Origin of the sequence: Microcoleus sp. T3_D1, from assembly GCF_036700405.1 — a bacterium.
Taxonomy (GTDB): Bacteria; Cyanobacteriota; Cyanobacteriia; order Cyanobacteriales; family Microcoleaceae; genus Microcoleus.
This window is the reverse complement of sequence record NZ_JAUBOV010000088.1, coordinates 1-17,815: the sequence shown is the minus strand read 5'-3', so window position 1 is coordinate 17,815 and position 17,815 is coordinate 1. Positions and strand designations below refer to the sequence as shown.

Sequence of the window (17,815 nt, the reverse complement as noted above, 5' to 3'; positions counted from 1 at the left end):
TTTATCTTTAACTGCAAGCCGGTTTCCGAAATATGGGGAAATCGCGCGCTGGCACTGGCCAATAGAAATGGTGAATTGTCTGTAATATATTATACCAATACAGCTAAAAAAAATGTTGGTTCGGCGGTCTCCGTTTCTAGAAAAATAAAAAGAAATACACATAAATTAATAGTAACTCTGGGAGCCAGCAGCAGAAAACATCCAGGAGAACAGCCGATCGCCCGGACGATCGAGGGGCGGACGTTGGGAGAGTGATAATTCCTACTGTACCCTCACTCCCGCCTTGCAAGCCCACCGGGCGGCTTGCTGTGAGAGTCGAGCTCTCTTTGCGATCGAACAACGTCTCCTTAGCTAAGATTACAGCTAATACCACCAATATTCGATCGTGACCTACGAACCCCTGCATCACAAATATCGCCCTCAGACATTTGCCGAATTAGTCGGTCAAGAGGCGATCGCCCAAACCCTCACCAGCGCCATCCTACAAGAGCGCATAGCACCAGCATATCTATTCACCGGCCCCAGAGGCACCGGTAAAACCTCCAGTGCCCGAATTTTCGCCAAATCCCTCAACTGTATTTCTACGGTAGCCCCCACCCCCACACCCTGTGGCAAATGCAACGTTTGCCAAGAAATTGCCCGAGGTTCGACACTAGATGTCATCGAAATTGACGCCGCCAGCAACACCGGAGTAGATAACATTCGGGATTTGATCGAACGGGCTCAATTTTCCCCCGTACAGTGCCGCTATAAAGTATATGTAATCGACGAGTGTTTGACCGGTGATTCTCAGGTAAAAACTAGCGAAGGTCTGATGCGGATCGACAATCCCAACATCAAAGGAAAACAAGTTCTCAGCTATAACGAAACTTCAGAAGTTTGGGAATTTAAAAAAGTTTTGAGGTGGTTAGACCGAGGGGAAAAACAAACACTGGTGATTAAGACCGCCAACCGAGAAATCAGATGTACCGGCAATCATCCAATCAGGACAGAACAGGGATGGATACGAGCAAAAGACGTAAAAGAAGGAGTGAAGATACTATCCCCTGTGAATGTGGGTGCGGCACCCTCATTCACAAAATTGGAACAGATGGACGCTTGCGGAGATTTGCCAGAGGACATCAATTTTACGGGAATACCTACGGACAAAAATCCTACGACTTGGCCTCTATTCTCGAACAGGCTCAAGCCATCCAACCTCTCTGTGCGTGTGGCTGTGGAGAACAACTCGAAATACCAGACTTTTTACAAAAAAAAGGCAAAGGGATTAAGAGTATTCAGTCTCATTGGCAGCGACATCCGTATAAAAAAGGACATGGACTTTGGGATGCAAGAACGGAAAAGTTCTTGGCAAATGCCGAAGTTTTGCAACCAGAAACACTCGGACTCATCTACGGAACATTACTTGGAGACGGTTTTATCACCTACCCAAATAAATATAGCCGATTTCCAAGATTGGGCTGGACACACGGAGAAAAGCAGCGGGAATGGTTGGAATACAAAGCTTCTTGCCTTTCGACACTGCGACCAAAGTTACGAGTTACACCTAACCGAGGATACGGAAATATATCAGTCTGTTGCAACACCGTCTGCCATCCCCAACTTAGAGATGTCTTTGAGGCTGTTAAACCCAACGGAAACGGAAAATACGTCACAATGGATTGGCTCGATCGCGTCACTCCAGAAGGACTTGCTTGGTGGTACATGGATGATGGCTCGCTCAGCATTTCCCCAGAAGGAAGTCCAAGCATCCAAATTCATACAGAAGGATATTCTAGGGCAGAAAATCAACTTCTTGCCAATTGGCTTACAGGTTTGGGATACCCAACAACAACTAAATTTTACACAAGGTCTAACACCTGTAAAACCTACGACTACATACACATGGGTGCTGAAACCAGTAGAAAATGGGTATCAGACTTTAAAAAGTATTCAATCCCTTCAATGGATTACAAGTTTGGAGACAGTCGAATCTGTAAAAGTCGCTGGGGTCGAGAGAGTTTATGATATTGAAGTAGAAGACAACCACAATTTTGTCGCTAACGGTCTTCTGGTTCATAATTGCCATATGCTAAGCACCCAGGCATTCAACTCTCTACTCAAAACCCTAGAAGAACCGCCCGATCGCGTTGTATTCGTTCTCGCAACAACCGACCCACAAAGAGTATTACCAACTATTATTTCTCGCTGCCAAAAGTTCGACTTTCGCCGCATACCCCTCGAAGCAATGATTGCTCACTTGCACAAAATTGCCCAATTAGAAAACATCAATATTGCCAGTGATGCAGTACAAATGGTTGCTCAACTCGCCCAAGGAGGTCTGCGAGATGCCGAAAGTTTGCTCGACCAACTGAGCTTATTTCCCGGTCAAGTAACAGTCGAAAAAGTTTGGGATTTAGTCGGTGCGGTTCCCGAAAATGATTTAATGGATTTGCTGCAAGCTATCGACCAAGATAACGCTACAGCATTAATAGACATGACCCGCCACCTCATGGATCGCGGTCGGGAACCGCTAATCGTGCTGCAAAGTCTCGCGAGCTTTTACCGAGATTTGCTAATAGCTAAAGCTGCACCGAAACGCTCAGATTTAGTAGCTTTAACATCTGCAACGTGGGAAAAACTGGCTACTTTTGCCCGCAATTGGGATGCCGAGTTGATTTTGGCCGGTCAGAAACATTTGCAAACCCACGAAGTGCAAATTAAAAACACCACTCAGCCGCGTTTGTGGCTGGAAGTAACGCTGTTGGGATTGTTGCCCTCAGCAATTAGAACTCAGCAGCAAGCAACAGCCGAACCAGCGAAAAATGTTGCTCAACCACCACAAAATCACCCCCCCCAACCCAGGGGGGGCACGGGGGCACCGCCCCTACAATCGGGGGGGAGCCAGACATCTAATATTGAACAATCTTCAGTTCCCAATTCGCAAAATCCTCCACCGACTTCGCCGCCTGTGGCTAATCGGATAGAAAGCACACCTCCGGCTGCAATTCCCGCACCTGTACCAACTGCTGAAACGAATCAAACACATTATTCACCGACTAATTGGGCCGATGAAATCGATTTAAATCGAGTGTGGGAACAGGTACTTGACCGCGTGCGGCCGCATGGCACTCAATCGCTGCTTCGCCAACATGGACAGCTAGTAATTTTTAGCAATGATACTGCTTATGTTAAGATTAGTTCGCAGCCGTTGCTCAATATGGTTAAAGACAAAGTAGCTAATATTGAAGAAGCTTTTTTGCAAATTTTTAACCGTCGAGTAACAGTAAAAGTGGGCTTGACAAATCCCGCTGAAACTAAAAGTTCCCGCGCCAAGGATTTGCCTACTTCTAACGGACGTGTTGGCGAAAATCCCAGGAATTCTCATCCTGTGAGTGATGCGGGCCAACAGGTACAGAACTCGCCGGCTTCTGAGATTACAGATGATTTTTTGGGGAATGGTGGAGAAGAACAAAAACACCCGCCAGCGCCTGAAAATACCGCCGTTAATGTGCCGACAATTTCCGAATCGCGATCGCCCACAAACGGTTCTACAGACTCTCAAAATGACTTTAACGCTCAGGCTATAGCGGTGCGTGATGATGCGCGAGATGTCGCGAATTCGACTAGGAAGTTGGCTGATATGTTTGACGGGGAAGTAGTCGATTTGTCGGATGACTTGGAGATTTGGGAGTCGGAAACTTTTAGATTGGAATCTGAACCGGATTTTTCCGAGTTATCTTCTGAGTTAGGTGAGGATGATTTTATTGATTGGTAAATGAGAATTGGGCATTGGGCATTGGCTTGATATGATATCAATTTCGGTTGCACTCTTGGAAATGATAGAGGAGACGGCAGTGCCATCTCCCTACAATGTTATTTTGGGTAGGGAGACGGCACTGCCGTCTCCTAATTTCGGCTACTAATAATTTCGATGCAACCGGAAACGATATGATATGTTGTACCATGCTCAAGAACAGGCAAGATGCCTGTTCCACAAAGAGTGAATTTTCTTGTGGGGAGTATGGGTTGGGCAGGAGATCCCGCCCTAAAAGACTTATTGACAATGTGAAAACTTTTAAGCCGATTCCGGTTTTGGTAGCGAAGACGGAAGTACCAATAACTCAGCCGTCGATCGCTTCTCAACCATTTCTTTAGTAATCGTACACCGGGCAACATCCTTGCGCGACGGCAACTCGTACATCACATCCAACATCAATTCTTCGACAATTCCCCGCAGCGCCCGCGCTCCAGTTTTCCGGCGGTATGCTTCCTGGGCGATCGCCCGAATCGCCTCTGGCTTAAAGTCCAACTGCACATTATCCATCTTCAGCAGCTTTTGATACTGCTTAACCAAAGCATTGCGCGGCTCAGTCAAAATCGCCATCAGCGTTTCCTCATCCAGCGGTTCCAACACCGCAGCCACCGGCACCCGCCCAATAAACTCAGGAATCATCCCAAACTTCACCAAATCATCCGGTTCCAGTTGCTTGAGTACATCAGCAGCCCGCTTTTCCTTCGGCTGAGCTTCTCCGGGCTGAATAAAACCCATTGACTTTTTGCCCGTTCTCTGCTCTATCACTTTCTCAAGACCGACAAAAGCACCCCCGCAGATAAACATGATATTGCTGGTATCAATTTGGATGCAGTCTTGGTAGGGATGCTTGCGGCCGCCTTGGGGAGGTACATTGGCGATCGTCCCCTCCAGCATTTTCAGCAGCGCCTGCTGCACGCCTTCCCCAGACACATCCCGCGTAATCGAAGGATTTTCGCTCTTGCGGGCTATTTTGTCAATTTCATCAATATAAATAATTCCGCGCTGCGCCTCTTCCACGTCCATATCTGCCACTTGCAGCAGCCGCAGCAAAATATTTTCCACATCTTCCCCGACATAGCCCGCTTCCGTCAGCGTCGTCGCGTCAGCCACCGCAAAGGGCACGTCTAGCATATCCGCCAAAGTCTGAGCCAGCAGAGTTTTCCCGCAGCCCGTCGGCCCGATTAACAAAATATTCGATTTTTGCAGTTCTACTTCTTCCGGCGGGTGCTTGCCGCTATTTTTGGCATGGATAAAGCTCAGGCGCTTGTAGTGGTTGTAAACTGCCACCGAGAGCACCTTTTTCGCCTCATCTTGCCCGATCGCATTTTCGTCGAGGTAATTTTTAATTTCCCTCGGCTTGGGAATTTGGCTCAGCGACATACTTTTGCCCGATGTAGCGCGGCGCTTTTGCGTCGTTTCCTGCTTCGGGGCCACCGCCGCTGCGGGCACTGCACTGGAGTCAAACAACTCCTCATCTAAAATTTCATTGCACAAGTCAACGCATTCGTCGCAGATATACACCCCAGGGCCTGCGATCAACTTGCGTACTTGCTCTTGAGACTTGCCACAAAACGAACATTTTAGATGGGAGTCGTACTTAGACATAACAGCCTCTTAATTCAGTGCAGTGACATTCTCTCCCGCCGTCGGAAGGTTTTCCTTTTCGATAACTCGATCGACCAAACCGTAATTTTTGGCTTCCTCGGCTGACATAAAAAAGTCGCGCTCTGTATCAGCCTCTAATTTGTCGATCGGTTGACCTGTGTGGTGCGCTAGCAGTTGATTCAGCTTACGTTTATGATAAAGGATTTCTTTGGCTTGAATCTCAATATCAACTGCTTGACCTTGAGCGCCTCCAAGCGGCTGGTGAATCATAATCCGGGAACTCGGAAGAGACATCCGCTTACCGTGGGCTCCTGCTGTCAGTAGAAATGCGCCCATACTCGCTGCCAAACCGTAACAAATCGTCACCACATCCGGGCGGATTTGCTGCATTGTGTCATAAATTGCCATGCCTGCCGTCACCGAGCCGCCGGGGGAATTAATGTACATTTGGACATCTTTTTCTGGGTCTTCGGCATCTAGATACAATAGCTGAGCCACTATCGAGTCAGCAACTTCGTCGGTTACGGGAGTTCCTAAAAACACAATTCGCTCCCGCAGCAAGCGCGAGTAAATGTCAAAGGCCCGCTCGCCCATCCCCGACTGTTCTAGCACCATCGGCACTACATTGCTGGGGCTGGAACTGACATCAAAATCGTTATAGCTTGTAATTAGGTAATTGGAAGATTGAGATACAACCATAAGACACCAGTCAAGGATTCTAGACAATTTGCTGCTGCTGATGAAAGCTTTAAATTAAGCCGCCAGCTTTTAACTATTATGCCTCTTCTGAACAGATATCGGGGGAATGGGGAATGGGGAATGGGGAATGGGGCATTGGGCATTGGGTATAGTCGAGCAAAAATCTTGTGACTATTTAACCCAAATTCAACAGTAGCTCGACATTTAACGTAAAATGCGATCGCACTTCACATACCCCCGATCGATCCCCGCCGTAGGGACACTCCAAGACCCCATTAGTGTCCACTTAAGCTTTCAGCCCGCCAAGTCCACCAGTGGACCCGCTAGTCCGGCAGGGGTTTCAACCCCTGCCGGACTGCGGGTTTAACGTGTTTGTTGACACGAAGAATGGCTGGCGTGCGGTGTCCCTACTACTTTGATTCTGCGCCCTAATCTTCGCCTACAACTTCAACTTCGACGCTTGTGGCTGCTTCTGAAGTTTCTGCATCATCTGCATCATCTGCATCTGCATCAGATTCTTCTGCGGCAGGAGTCAGTGAGCCTTCTGGTACGAGTTCGATTGTTCCTTTTTCTTCCAACCATTTCAGGGTTTTTTGTTTGAGCAAGTCTTCTGCTACAAATTCCTGCAACCTTTGGGGGTCAAAATCTCCTTTGGGAAACTGCTTTCTGATTTTTGCTACTTCTGCTGCTACTTCTGCTGGTTCAACAGATAAGGATTCCAGCTTGGCTACTTCTGCCAGAGCTAAATTCTGCTTGAGCCGCTCGATTGCTTCCGGGCGCGAGCGTTCCCGCATCGGGCCCATATTTTCTTCGGTAAACAGTTGGTTGATATCTATGCCGTAATTTTTCAATTGGACGGCTTGTTGATTCAACAAATAATCGATTTCGCGATCGACCATTGTTTCTGGAATTTCCACTTCTATTAGCTGCACGAGGGCTGCTGATATAGCTTTTTCCTTATTAGCTGATGTCTGGTTTTCTTTGTCTGCTTTAAACCGAGTTTCGAGCGATTCGCGCAGTTCTGCTAAAGTTTCAAACTCGCTGACTTCTTGGGCGAAGTCGTCGTCCAACTCCGGCAATTCTTTTTCCTTAAGTTCTTTGAGAGTAATCGTAAAGACTGCCGGTTTTCCTGCTAATTCTTCACTGCTATACTCTTCGGGGAACTGCACAGAAACTTCTCTCGTTTCTCCCGGCTTCATCCCGATCATGCCTTGGATAAAGCCCGGTACAAACTGATTTTCCGATAATTCTACTTGAAAGTCTTCTGCTTGACCGCCGGGAATTTCTGCGGGAGTTTCGCCTTCGGGTGCTTCGGCAAATCTACCGGAGAAATCAACCAAAGCCGTGTCTCCCAACTGAGCCGGCCGGCCTTCTACGGGGATTAAAGTAGCTTTGTCCGATCGATATTTTGCCAAAACCTCATCTACCTGAGCCTCATCATACTTAGCTTCTTCTGCTTGAAGCTGCAAACCTGTGTACTGACCCATTTTCACTTCGGGTTGTACATCAACCTTCGCCGAAAAAATCAGAGGCTGTTCTGGATCGAACTTAGCTAGTAATTCTTCAAACTCGGTGCGAAGTTCAAAACTGCCAATTGCGGCAATTTTTTCTTGTTCGAGGGCTTTTTGCAGGGAATCATTAATCAAATTTTCCAAAGCCGTCGCCTTCAAACGACTCTGGCCTAGGCGCTGTAGCAAAACTTGACGGGGAACTTTGCCTTTGCGGAACCCAGGAATACTAACCTCGCGAGCAAATTGTTTAATTACTTGCTCGTAAGCTTGTTTTGACTTTTCTGACGGTACTTCGATTTCCAGACCAATTTGGCTAGCTGGAAGTTTTTCCTGGGTTACTTTCATCGGCTTTTTTGATATTTAACAATAGTGTATTGACACTCCCTGTCCTTTAGGTCAGGGATTCTTAATTCAGCGACTGACCTTAAAATGTTGCGTCCTTTCGGCAATCCTCAAACTTTTTAACCGTAGAAATCCTACCAATTAACGAGCCTGATTCGCAGTCATCCCTTCTTGGTCTATCTCCAAAAGCGTACTAGGATATTTACCTAGAGTTCGGGTATGTCCTACCCTACTTAACAAGACTAAATAGTTTGTTTCTCTGGTTAAAGGAACTGTGTTAAGCCCCTAGCTGTTTATAGATTTTTCGCCGCTCTGAGTCCCCCGGTTTACGCGCCAAAGTGTGTCGTTAACTGTTTTTATGCACTATGGCCCAGGAGTTTAACCTTGACTACTCTAGAATACTAGAAATTTCCTGACTTTTAGGAAGGGATTTAAGAAATTAAAGCCGTCCTAGAAGGACAGGGTTTTAGACCCAATTTCCTTGAGAAAATACATACAAATCTGACTTTGCCTGCATTTTAATTTGGTACGCTTTGACTCGTAACGGCACAACTACAACACCTTTACCGGATGAGACTGTAAGTCATTGTCGGCTACTTTTTTGGCTCTTGCCAAATAGTTTTGGTTTGAGGATACTAGCTTTTGCTGCTAGGAATGTGGAGGTTAAGTCCACTAATTGCCGATGCACCATAGCACATATCGCCCTGTGATGTCAATCTTGCCGGTCTCTGCGGCCAGTCAAAGTCAATGGATGCGCCTGCGAAAATGCAGATATATCGCAAAACTTAACCGGATGCGGATTGGGCGTGGGCGAGCGACAAAAGATGCTAAACTGGCATTGGGTACGATCGCACGTCGCATTCAGGAAGTTCGATCGCCCTTTTCGCTTAACTGCACCATTGCTATCCTCTCATGCTCCTGATGTCGCATAACATTAATTAAGTTTGATATTGAGAATTGCAGTTATTTAAATTTTTGATTTCGATCGTTGAAACTATAATTTGTGGAGGAAACTAATTTGTCTCAATCCTATCGAGTTGCCATTTTAGGGGCTACCGGCGCAGTCGGTGCCGAGTTGCTAGAACTATTGCACAGCCGGAGTTTTCCGATTTCTCACTTGAAGCTGCTGGCTTCGGAACGTTCAGCAGGCACTACCTTGCCTTTTGGGGGCGAGATGCTGCCGGTCGAAGCAGTTTCGGCGCGATCGTTTGATAATGTAGATCTGGTGCTCGCCTCTGCCGGCGGCTCTACTTCTAAATTATGGGCTCCGCAAGCAGTGGCAGCCGGAGCAGTGGTAATTGACAATTCTAGCGCCTTCCGCATGGATGCGACGGTACCGCTAGTGGTTCCCGAAGTCAATCCCCAAGCAGCAGCAGCTCACCGAGGTATAATTGCTAATCCCAACTGCACGACTATTTTGATGGCGGTTGCCGTTTGGCCGCTTCACAAAGTTAGGCCGATACAGCGCATCGTTGTAGCGACTTACCAGTCTGCCAGCGGGGCGGGGGCAAGGGCAATGGAGGAAATGAAAGCTCAAGCAAGAGCAATTTTGCAGGGGGAAACTCCCCAAACAGATATATTTCCCTACCCGTTAGCATTTAATTTGTTTCCCCACAACACCCCGATTAATGATTTGGGGTATTGTGAAGAAGAGATGAAAATGGTAAACGAAACTCGGAAGATATTTGGTACGGACGAGATTAAAATTACGGCAACTTGTGTGCGGGTTCCCGTACTGCGGGCTCATTCGGAAGCGATTAATCTAGAGTTTGCAGAGCCTTTTAGCGCGATCGAGGCCAGGGAAATCTTAAAGCAGGCAAGCGGGGTTAAGCTGGTAGAAGACTGGCAAGCTAATTATTTCCCGATGCCTGTCGAGGCCAGCGGTAAGGATGACGTGTTAGTCGGCAGGATTCGCCAAGATATTTCTCACCCCTGCGGGTTGGAAATGTGGCTGTCAGGCGATCAAATCCGCAAAGGGGCGGCTTTAAATGCGGTGCAGATAGCTGAGTTGCTGGTTCAAAAAAATTTGTTGCGAACCCAAGTGGCGGCGGCTTCTACTTAGGGGGAACCCTGGCAATTGGGAAATTGAAATTGGGGATTTTAGATAAACCTTTCATCTGAAATCAAAAATTTAAAATCAAAAATCAACAGTCTAAAATCGGAGAAAGTGTGGTAAAGTTTGGACGGGTTCTGACTGCAATGATTACGCCGTTTAAGGAAGACGGCAGCGTTAACTATGCGGTAGCAGAACAATTGGCAGTTCATTTAGCCGATCGCGGTACGGATAGCTTGGTAGTGTGCGGCACTACTGGCGAGTCTCCCACTATGACCTGGGATGAAGAGTACGAATTATTTCAGGTGGTACAAAAGGCGGTGGCCGGTAAGGCGTTGGTAATCGCAGGAGCCGGATCGAATTCTACTTCAGAAGCAGTAGCAGCTACCCAAAAAGCAGCTAAACTAGGGTTAGATGGTTGTTTGCAGGTGGTTCCTTATTACAACAAGCCGCCGCAAGAAGGTTTATATAATCATTTTCGGGCGATCGCGGAATCTGCTCCAGAATTGCCTATAATGTTATATAACATCCCCGGTCGCACTGGTCAGAATATGTTGCCGGAGACGGTGGCTCGATTGGCCCAAATCCCCAACATTGTCGCCGTAAAAGAAGCAAGTGGCAACTTGGATCAAACAAGTCAAATTCGGTGCTTGACATCCCCTGAATTTGCCATATATTCTGGAGATGATTCCCTAACTTTGCCAATGTTGGCGGTAGGAGGATCTGGTGTAGTTAGCGTAGCCAGCCATCTGGTAGGAGAACAACTGCAACAGATGATAAAAGCTTTCGAGGCCGGTCAAGTTCAAGTCGCTACCCAGATTCACTTGCAACTTTTTGACCTGTTTAAAGCTCTTTTTCTCACCACAAATCCCATTCCCGTCAAGACAGCTCTCAAACTTCAAGGCTGGGATGTAGGCTCCACCCGTCCGCCCCTGTGCGATCCGCCCGTTGAGGTAACTCAAAAGTTAAAGGACGTACTGAGTCAGCTAGCAGCAGTATCAGCTAGCTAGACGAGCGAGAACGAGTTTTCAGACAACTGAATATTGGTTGTGATAAGTCATTAGTTGTTAGTCATTAGTCATTAGTAATTAACTGTTAGTAATTAGCTAACAGTCAAGAAATAAAGACTGACGATTAAAGACTGAAGGCAAAGACAACTGAGTGTAGGGGATAGTAAAACCCCCTGGGGAGTTTTCCATAAATATTTGGAAAAATATCGCCCTACCAACGAACCGTAGACGAAAGACGAAAGACGACAGACCATAGACCACAGACCAATAACAAAAATAACTAACAAAGGATACGCATGATCAAAAATACAACTGCATCTGCTCTAAAAGTTATTCCCCTCGGCGGGCTGCACGAAATCGGTAAAAACACTTGTGTGTTCGAGTACGGCGACGAAATCATTCTTTTAGATGCCGGTTTAGCGTTCCCGACAGATGGAATGCACGGGGTAAATATTGTCCTCCCAGACATGACTTACCTGCGGGAAAACAGCCACAAAATTAAAGGTATGATCGTGACTCACGGTCACGAAGACCACATAGGCGGGATTCCTTATCACCTCAAACAATTTGAAATTCCGGTCATCTACGGCCCGCGTTTGGCGATGGCTTTGCTAGCCGGAAAACTCGAAGAAGCCGGAGTGTCTCACCGCACTGAATTGAGAACGGTTCGACCCAGGGATACTGTCAGAATTGGCAAGAATTTCTTAGTAGAATACATTCGCAACACTCACTCGATGGCGGACAGTTTTACTGTGGCCATTCACACTCCCGTCGGAATTGTGATCCACACCGGAGACTTTAAAATTGACCACACTCCCGTAGACGGCGAGCATTTTGATTTGCAAAAGCTGGCGGAGTACGGCGAGAAAGGCGTGCTGTGCTTGATCAGCGATTCTACTAACTCGGAAGTTCCCGGTTTTACCGCTTCGGAAAGTTCGGTTGCTCCGAATTTAGACAGAATTATCGCTCAAGCACCGGGACGAGTGATGCTGACAACTTTTGCTTCGTCGGTACACCGATTGCAAATTGTTTTGGACTTGGCTAAGAAAAACAATCGGTATGTCGGAGTGGTTGGCCGGTCGATGCTTAACGTCATCGCTCACTGCCGCAATCTCGGCTACATCAAATGCGAAGATAGTATTTTCAAACCGCTGAAAGAAATCCGCAATTTGGCTGAAGACAAGGTGCTGATTTTAACTACAGGTTCCCAAGGCGAACCAATGGCGGCGATGACTCGCATTGCTAACGGCGAACATCACGAACTGAAAATCAGAAAGGGCGATACAGTCATTTTCTCAGCTAATCCGATTCCCGGAAATACGATCGCAGTGGTAAACACGATCGATAAACTGATGATGCTGGGAGCACACGTGGTTTACGGCCGCGATAAAGGCATTCACGTTTCGGGTCACGGCTGTCAAGAAGACCAAAAGTTAATGATTAACATGACTCGTCCCAAGTTCTTCTTGCCGGTTCACGGGGAACACCGGATGCTGATCCAGCACTCCAAGACGGCTCAAAGCATGGGCATTCCCGCTAGCAATATGGTGGTTATTGATAACGGCGATGTCGTAGAATTGACCGAAAATTCAATACGAGTTGCTGGCCAAGTGCCTTCAGGAATTGAATTGGTAGATGCTTCTCGATCGGGCGTTGTCAAAGCCAGCGTCCTCAAGGAACGTCAGCAGTTGGCCGGAGATGGCGTTGTAACTGTAGCGGCGGCTTTGAATTGGGATGGCAAATTAGTTGCTAAGCCGGAAGTCCACTTGAAAGGTGTAGTGACATCAGCCGATCGCGCGGAGGTGATCAAATTAATCACTCAAACCATTGAAACAGTTTTGAGCGATCGCTGGTCAGAATTTGTCAAACCAGCCACTGCTGACTCCCAAGTTGACATTGACTGGGTAGGAGTGCAAACGCAAATAGAAAAGGCTATTCAGCGAGTGATGCGCCGGGAACTTCAAAGCAATCCGCTGCTGGTATTCCTGATGCAAATTCCAGAAGAAGCAGTGCGATCGGAAAAAGCAGCAGTATCTCCAGGTTCCCTGGAAGCACCTAAGCTATTATCCTCGCCATCATCGGCATCGCCATCCTTGCCATCGCCATCCTTGCCATCTCCTGCCAATCAGGTGACGGGTCGGCGCCGTCCCCGGACTGCTGCAAGGGCAGCTTCCTAGTAGGATAATTCTCGGACGCACTGCGAACAAAGAAAGGAGTTTTAGGTTTGGTAGTTGCGCTTGGGTACCCAAGCGCAGCTACAAACCTAGATTTGATTTCATAAAACGCAAATGAACGCAGATAGATTTAAATAACTATCTGCGTTCATTTGCGTTCGTCTGCCTCAATCTGCGGTTAAAAATTAATCAGCCACCAGCAACAGCAGGAACAATGCTGACTTCATCGCCATCTTGGAGGGCTGTTTTTGAGCCATCCAAAAAGCGGATGTCTTCGCTGTTGACGTAGAAGTTGAGAAATCTGCGGGGTTCTCCCTTTTCGTCGCACAGGCTTTTTTTGATGCCGGGACAATTTGTTTCCAGCGATTCAATTAGTTCGGAAATGTTATCGCCGGCGCATTCGATGGTGGCTTGATTGTTGGTAAATTTTTGCAGGGGAGTGGGAATTAAAACTTTGACGGTCATTTTTTTAGTCCTTAGTCAGTAGTCCTTAGTCAGTAGTCAGTAGTCAGTAGTCATATCATGTCCGGTCGAGCGACCGCGATTTGTGTAGGGGCGGGTTCACCAACAATACCTGCCAATAATTGACAATCTCAAAAACCCGCCCCGACCGGGATATTATGGTTAATCGATCGGACATGATATCATTAGTCACCAGTCAGTAATCATTAGTCAGCAGCTTAATAACTAACAACTAATGACTAATGACTGATGACTAATGACTATTTATTAAACCGAAACTTGTTGCCATTCTAAGCGTTCGAGCGTGCGGGCGCGTTCTAGGGCGCGCTCGAAGGCTTCTAGTTTCGGTTCGAGGGTGATGGGTTCGCCGATGTAGCCTTGAACAGCTTCCTGCGTTTTCAAACCGTTGCCGGTGATGTAAGCGACGGTGGTTTCATCGGGATTGATTTTACCTGCTTCTACGAGTTTCTTCAAGACTGCGATGGTCGTGCCGCCGGCGGTTTCTGTGAATATGCCTTCAGTTTCTGCTAGCAGTTTCATGCCTTCGATGATTTCGGTGTCGCTGACGGATTCAATGTTGCCGTTGGTTTTGCGGGCGATTTCCAAGGCGTACATACCGTCGGCTGGATTACCGATCGCGATCGACTTAGCAATTGTATTCGGTTTCACCGGTTTGACGAAATCACGGCCTTCGCGGAATGCTTGGGCGATGGGGGAACAGCCGTCAGCTTGGGCACCGCTGAACCGTACTTTCTTTTCATCAACTAAACCGACTTCGGTGAATTCTTGAAAACCTTTGTAAATTTTTGTGAACAAAGAGCCCGAGGCGAGGGGAGCGACGATGTGATCGGGCAATTGCCAGCCTAGTTGTTCGGCAACTTCGTAACCGAGGGTTTTTGAGCCTTCGGAATAGTAGGGACGCAAGTTGATATTGACAAATCCCCAGCCATGTGTATTGGCGACTTCGCAACAGAGACGGTTAACTTGGTCGTAGTTGCCGTGAACTGCCATGACAGTTGGATTGTAAATCAGAGTGCCGAGGACTTTGCCTGCTTCTAAGTCGGAGGGGATGAAGACTACGCAGTCGAGTCCGGCGTGGGCGGCGATCGCAGCCGTAGAGTTAGCTAAATTGCCAGTGCTGGCACAGGATACCGTTGTGAAACCCAATTCTCTCGCTCTGCTGAGGGCGACTGACACCACTCTGTCTTTAAAGCTGAGAGTGGGCATATTGACGGCATCGTTTTTAATATAAAGATTTTTTAGACCGAGGCGGCGCGCCAAGCGGTGGGATTTTAATAGAGGAGTCATCCCAGTGCCGACATCGATGACGTTATCTGTAGCGACTGGTAAAAATGCGCGGTAGCGCCAGATCGAGTTGGGGCCGGCTTGGATGGTTTGGCGAGTGACGGTGCGGCGGATGGCGTCGTAGTCGTACTTGACTTCAAGCGGGCCAAAACAGCAATCGCAGACGTGCTTGGCTTGGAGTTCGTACTCTTCGCCGCATTCTTTACATTTGAGGGCTGTGAAGGTTGCTGCTGTGGATTGTGTTCTGGTGGCCTGGGTCATAGCTCAACTCTCTAGTTTTGCGATGTTTTCTTAGTCTTGTGCAAGATTAACACGGTCAATTTACCTCGTCAACCATACCCGATTTTTTTAGTCGGGATTGATTTTTCAATTAAACAGTGGTGTATTTAACTTTGATATTTGGGCGGGCGGAAGGCGCACCCCACAAGGATTTGAGTTGTTTTCAGGATCGGGCTCTTAATCCAGATTGTCAGGCCCGCACGCAAGCCCGATCGAGTTCAAGGATGATTTGCCGACGAAATTGTTACAAAACTTAATAAATCTTTTTTGGGCTAAGAATTGGGCAGTCGTGCGATCGAACACAACTACCAAACCTCGAATTTTTGATTAACTGAGATATTGCACCCTTCTCAAGAACAGGCTTTTCGGCCTGTTCCACAAGAGATGAATTTTCTTGTGGAACAGGCCGAAAAGCCTGTTCATAAAAAGCTTATTGAGAATGGTGCAACATTTCAGATTAACCAACTTAGCCTACCCGCCACTGACGGGAGGGATGAGGACAACTTCGTCGCCGTCTTGGAGGATGGTGTCGGGGGAGACGAATTCCAGGTTGAGGCCGAAGCGGGTGCGATCGCGCCATTGTTCTAATTGAGGATATTGGGCGATCGAGCTTTCGAGCACTTGAGACACTGGAGTTTCGGGAGGAAGTTCTAATGTAAGTTCCGAAACGCCGTAGGCTTCACCGAAGGCGGCGAACAGTTTAACGGTGATGGTAATCGAAGAGTTAGACACGGCTGTTGAGTGCGATCGACGGTTTGGCAATTATCAACTACACCATACAATTAATTAGGAATTAGGCGCGCCGAGGCTTAGAATTGAAAGCGGCAACCTCTAGTTAAGTTTTACCCGATCGGGTAAAGATGATAGTTGATTGCAGCAAAAACTCTTAACAGGATTGTATGCCGATCGCTCTCACCAACCTGGCGTTAGAAGCAGTTGGCATCCACTTAGATGCAGCTAGCTAAGGTCTAGTTAGCTGCTGTTGAGGCTAATGCGAGAATATTTTTTGAGGATGCGGTATAGATACTTTACGGTAATTGTGAGAGAGTACAAAAAGCTCGCAATACATTTAGCAGGCAACAACGCAGACAAGGCCTTGTCAACCCGCTTTCCCTGACAAAAAATCAGGTTATCAAGTGAGGCTTGGGATGGTCAAACCTTTGCCATTCTTAGCAAGCTAGCCGTTCTATCTAAGAAGAATACTGAAGTTAACGCGATAGAAATATATGGCAAATAACGATTTTAAAGTGCTTCAAATTATTGAAGCTAAAGGCTGGTATGCCTTTGGGAGTACGAAGCAAAACCAGCACGTTGAGAGATGGGTAAGACCTGTCGTGTGTTGGGTTTTAATAGAAGATAAAAAAAAGCGACGGGTTGTGACAGCTACCGCTAGCTATCAGATCCAGATTGACGACAAAGAAGTCGAGTTTTTTGCCCACGAAAGCGAAATTCAAGATCTGGAGAGTCTCCCGAAGTCTGTCTCGGTATCGGAATTTCTGAAAACAGAAGATTGAGAGAAGGGCAAAAGGAGCTGATTTAACAAGTTATTAATTATTCCTTAGTGATTCCTTAAACTTGCTGTCGGATTCTATTTCAATGAGAGGCAGAGCTCTAGATGGGGGAGAGGGGCAGATGGCGACAGGGGGAGAATTTATATTTTTGCCTTGCCTTCTGCATCTTGTACCCAATGCCGGAAGTAGCCCAAAAAATAAAGAGGCCGGAAGATTGCAGGCAATGCCAACGCGCTTCCGACCTTGCTGAATAACAGGGTATGCATATGTTTTTAAAGTATGGCAGGGATGCTTTTGAGATATCAAGAGGACTATTGCAATCACCCACTTTTGCTTTCAGGCTGTGTTTGCGAGGTTCATACTATTTTAGACTGAGAATTTGAAAATAGAGAGGGGGGAGGCTTACAGGTTAAGGATTCTAGCTATTTATCTGTAGCGGGGGCTACAAAAAATGGTGGCATTGGCGGACGATCGCACATTCTCGCTAAATTGTTTGCACTCAAAGCTGAAAGTTCGATCGCCCGCTGCAACTGCTGGGACTTCAAACCCCACTAACAACAGGTTCAGGCTTCTGCTGCGACATCCGCCGCCCCAGCAGGGTCATCCGCACGCCGCCGGCAGGGCCTAAAGTCACCCCTCGGCGTTTGGCCTGTACAGGCTTTTTCTCGGCCAATACTAGGTCGAAATCGCGCAAAATTGTTGCCAGCACCAGTTTCATCTCCAACTGCGCCAGCGCCAAGCCGATACAGCGACGGCTGCCGCCTCCAAAGGGCAAATACTCGTAAGGCGAGAATTGCCTCTCCAAAAACCGTTCCGGTTTAAATTGCAGGGGTTCTGGATACAAATCCTCCCGTCTGTGGGTCAAATAAATCGAGCCGAAAACAACCGTACCCGGTTCGAGTTGATGTCCCATCAGTTCCACGGGCGTGAGAACTTCTCGCGAAAACGTCAGCATTGCCACGGGGTAAATTCGCAGCGTCTCCTGACCGAGAAAATGGTCGGGTAAGAGTGGAATACATCACTGTACCACTCTCCCCTAAGAACGTAGCGTGACTGTTACCAATCACT

At 47.4% G+C, this 17,815-nt stretch carries 13 protein-coding genes and 1 pseudogene; 5 read left to right on the top strand and 9 right to left on the bottom strand.

Annotated elements, in window-relative coordinates; all coding sequences use genetic code 11:
• Nucleotides 1-136: 136 nt before the first annotated feature.
• The gene (locus QT992_RS28135; protein WP_333341991.1) at nucleotides 137-406 is read right to left on the bottom strand and encodes a hypothetical protein; all 270 of its coding nucleotides are present in this window, start codon (nucleotides 404-406) and stop codon (nucleotides 137-139) included.
• Between QT992_RS28135 and dnaX the strand changes: the two genes are divergently transcribed.
• Nucleotides 386-3,757 (top strand): DNA polymerase III subunit gamma/tau, encoded by a 3,372-nt coding sequence (gene dnaX, locus QT992_RS28130; protein ID WP_333341989.1) that lies wholly within the window; start codon nucleotides 386-388, stop codon nucleotides 3,755-3,757. The genes QT992_RS28135 and dnaX overlap by 21 nt on opposite strands.
• 300 nt (nucleotides 3,758-4,057) lie before the next feature.
• Here dnaX and clpX read toward each other — a convergent pair whose 3' ends face one another.
• The 3 genes from clpX to tig form a co-directional block, all read right to left on the bottom strand.
• The gene (gene clpX, locus QT992_RS28125; RefSeq protein WP_333103398.1) at nucleotides 4,058-5,401 is read right to left on the bottom strand and encodes an ATP-dependent protease ATP-binding subunit ClpX; all 1,344 of its coding nucleotides are present in this window, start codon (nucleotides 5,399-5,401) and stop codon (nucleotides 4,058-4,060) included.
• Between the two features lie 9 nt (nucleotides 5,402-5,410).
• Nucleotides 5,411-6,100, bottom strand: a complete 690-nt coding sequence (gene clpP / locus QT992_RS28120) for an ATP-dependent Clp endopeptidase proteolytic subunit ClpP (RefSeq protein WP_333045253.1) — start codon at nucleotides 6,098-6,100, stop codon at nucleotides 5,411-5,413.
• A gap of 428 nt (nucleotides 6,101-6,528) precedes the next feature.
• On the bottom strand, nucleotides 6,529-7,956 hold the full coding sequence (gene tig / locus QT992_RS28115; RefSeq protein ID WP_333378276.1) for a trigger factor: 1,428 nt from the start codon (nucleotides 7,954-7,956) through the stop codon (nucleotides 6,529-6,531).
• Nucleotides 7,957-8,956: 1,000 nt separating this feature from the next.
• Here tig and QT992_RS28110 point away from each other — a divergent pair.
• The 3 genes from QT992_RS28110 to QT992_RS28100 all read left to right on the top strand — a co-directional run bounded on the left by QT992_RS28110 (nucleotide 8,957) and on the right by QT992_RS28100 (nucleotide 13,193).
• On the top strand, nucleotides 8,957-10,015 hold the full coding sequence (locus tag QT992_RS28110) for an aspartate-semialdehyde dehydrogenase (protein WP_333378272.1): 1,059 nt from the start codon (nucleotides 8,957-8,959) through the stop codon (nucleotides 10,013-10,015).
• Nucleotides 10,016-10,122: 107 nt separating this feature from the next.
• Nucleotides 10,123-11,016, top strand: a complete 894-nt coding sequence (dapA, locus tag QT992_RS28105; protein WP_333342841.1) for a 4-hydroxy-tetrahydrodipicolinate synthase — start codon at nucleotides 10,123-10,125, stop codon at nucleotides 11,014-11,016.
• 296 nt (nucleotides 11,017-11,312) lie between these two features.
• A complete protein-coding gene (locus QT992_RS28100; RefSeq protein ID WP_333342842.1) occupies nucleotides 11,313-13,193 on the top strand; it encodes a ribonuclease J in 1,881 nt (626 codons plus the stop codon).
• Between the two features lie 186 nt (nucleotides 13,194-13,379).
• Here QT992_RS28100 and QT992_RS28095 read toward each other — a convergent pair whose 3' ends face one another.
• The 3 genes from QT992_RS28095 to QT992_RS28085 form a co-directional block, all read right to left on the bottom strand.
• Entirely contained in the window at nucleotides 13,380-13,655 is a 276-nt protein-coding gene (locus QT992_RS28095) for a MoaD/ThiS family protein (RefSeq protein WP_006632924.1), read from the bottom strand.
• Nucleotides 13,656-13,919: 264 nt separating this feature from the next.
• Entirely contained in the window at nucleotides 13,920-15,218 is a 1,299-nt protein-coding gene (gene thrC, locus QT992_RS28090; RefSeq protein WP_333258368.1) for a threonine synthase, read from the bottom strand.
• Between the two features lie 489 nt (nucleotides 15,219-15,707).
• Nucleotides 15,708-15,968, bottom strand: coding sequence for a MoaD/ThiS family protein (locus QT992_RS28085; protein ID WP_015179186.1), 261 nt, complete (start codon nucleotides 15,966-15,968; stop codon nucleotides 15,708-15,710).
• Nucleotides 15,969-16,462: 494 nt separating this feature from the next.
• Between QT992_RS28085 and QT992_RS28080 the strand changes: the two genes are divergently transcribed.
• Nucleotides 16,463-16,750, top strand: coding sequence for a hypothetical protein (locus QT992_RS28080; protein ID WP_333203057.1), 288 nt, complete (start codon nucleotides 16,463-16,465; stop codon nucleotides 16,748-16,750).
• A 419-nt stretch (nucleotides 16,751-17,169) separates the two neighbouring features.
• Here QT992_RS28080 and QT992_RS28075 read toward each other — a convergent pair whose 3' ends face one another.
• Together QT992_RS28075 and QT992_RS28070 are read right to left on the bottom strand one after the other, a co-directional pair.
• Nucleotides 17,170-17,292, bottom strand: a complete 123-nt coding sequence (locus QT992_RS28075) for a hypothetical protein (RefSeq protein WP_333104963.1) — start codon at nucleotides 17,290-17,292, stop codon at nucleotides 17,170-17,172.
• Nucleotides 17,289-17,732: pseudogene (locus tag QT992_RS28070) on the bottom strand (cytochrome P450); the annotation flags it as partial. The pseudogene QT992_RS28070 and the gene QT992_RS28075, both read right to left, overlap by 4 nt.
• Nucleotides 17,733-17,815 lie beyond the last annotated feature (83 nt).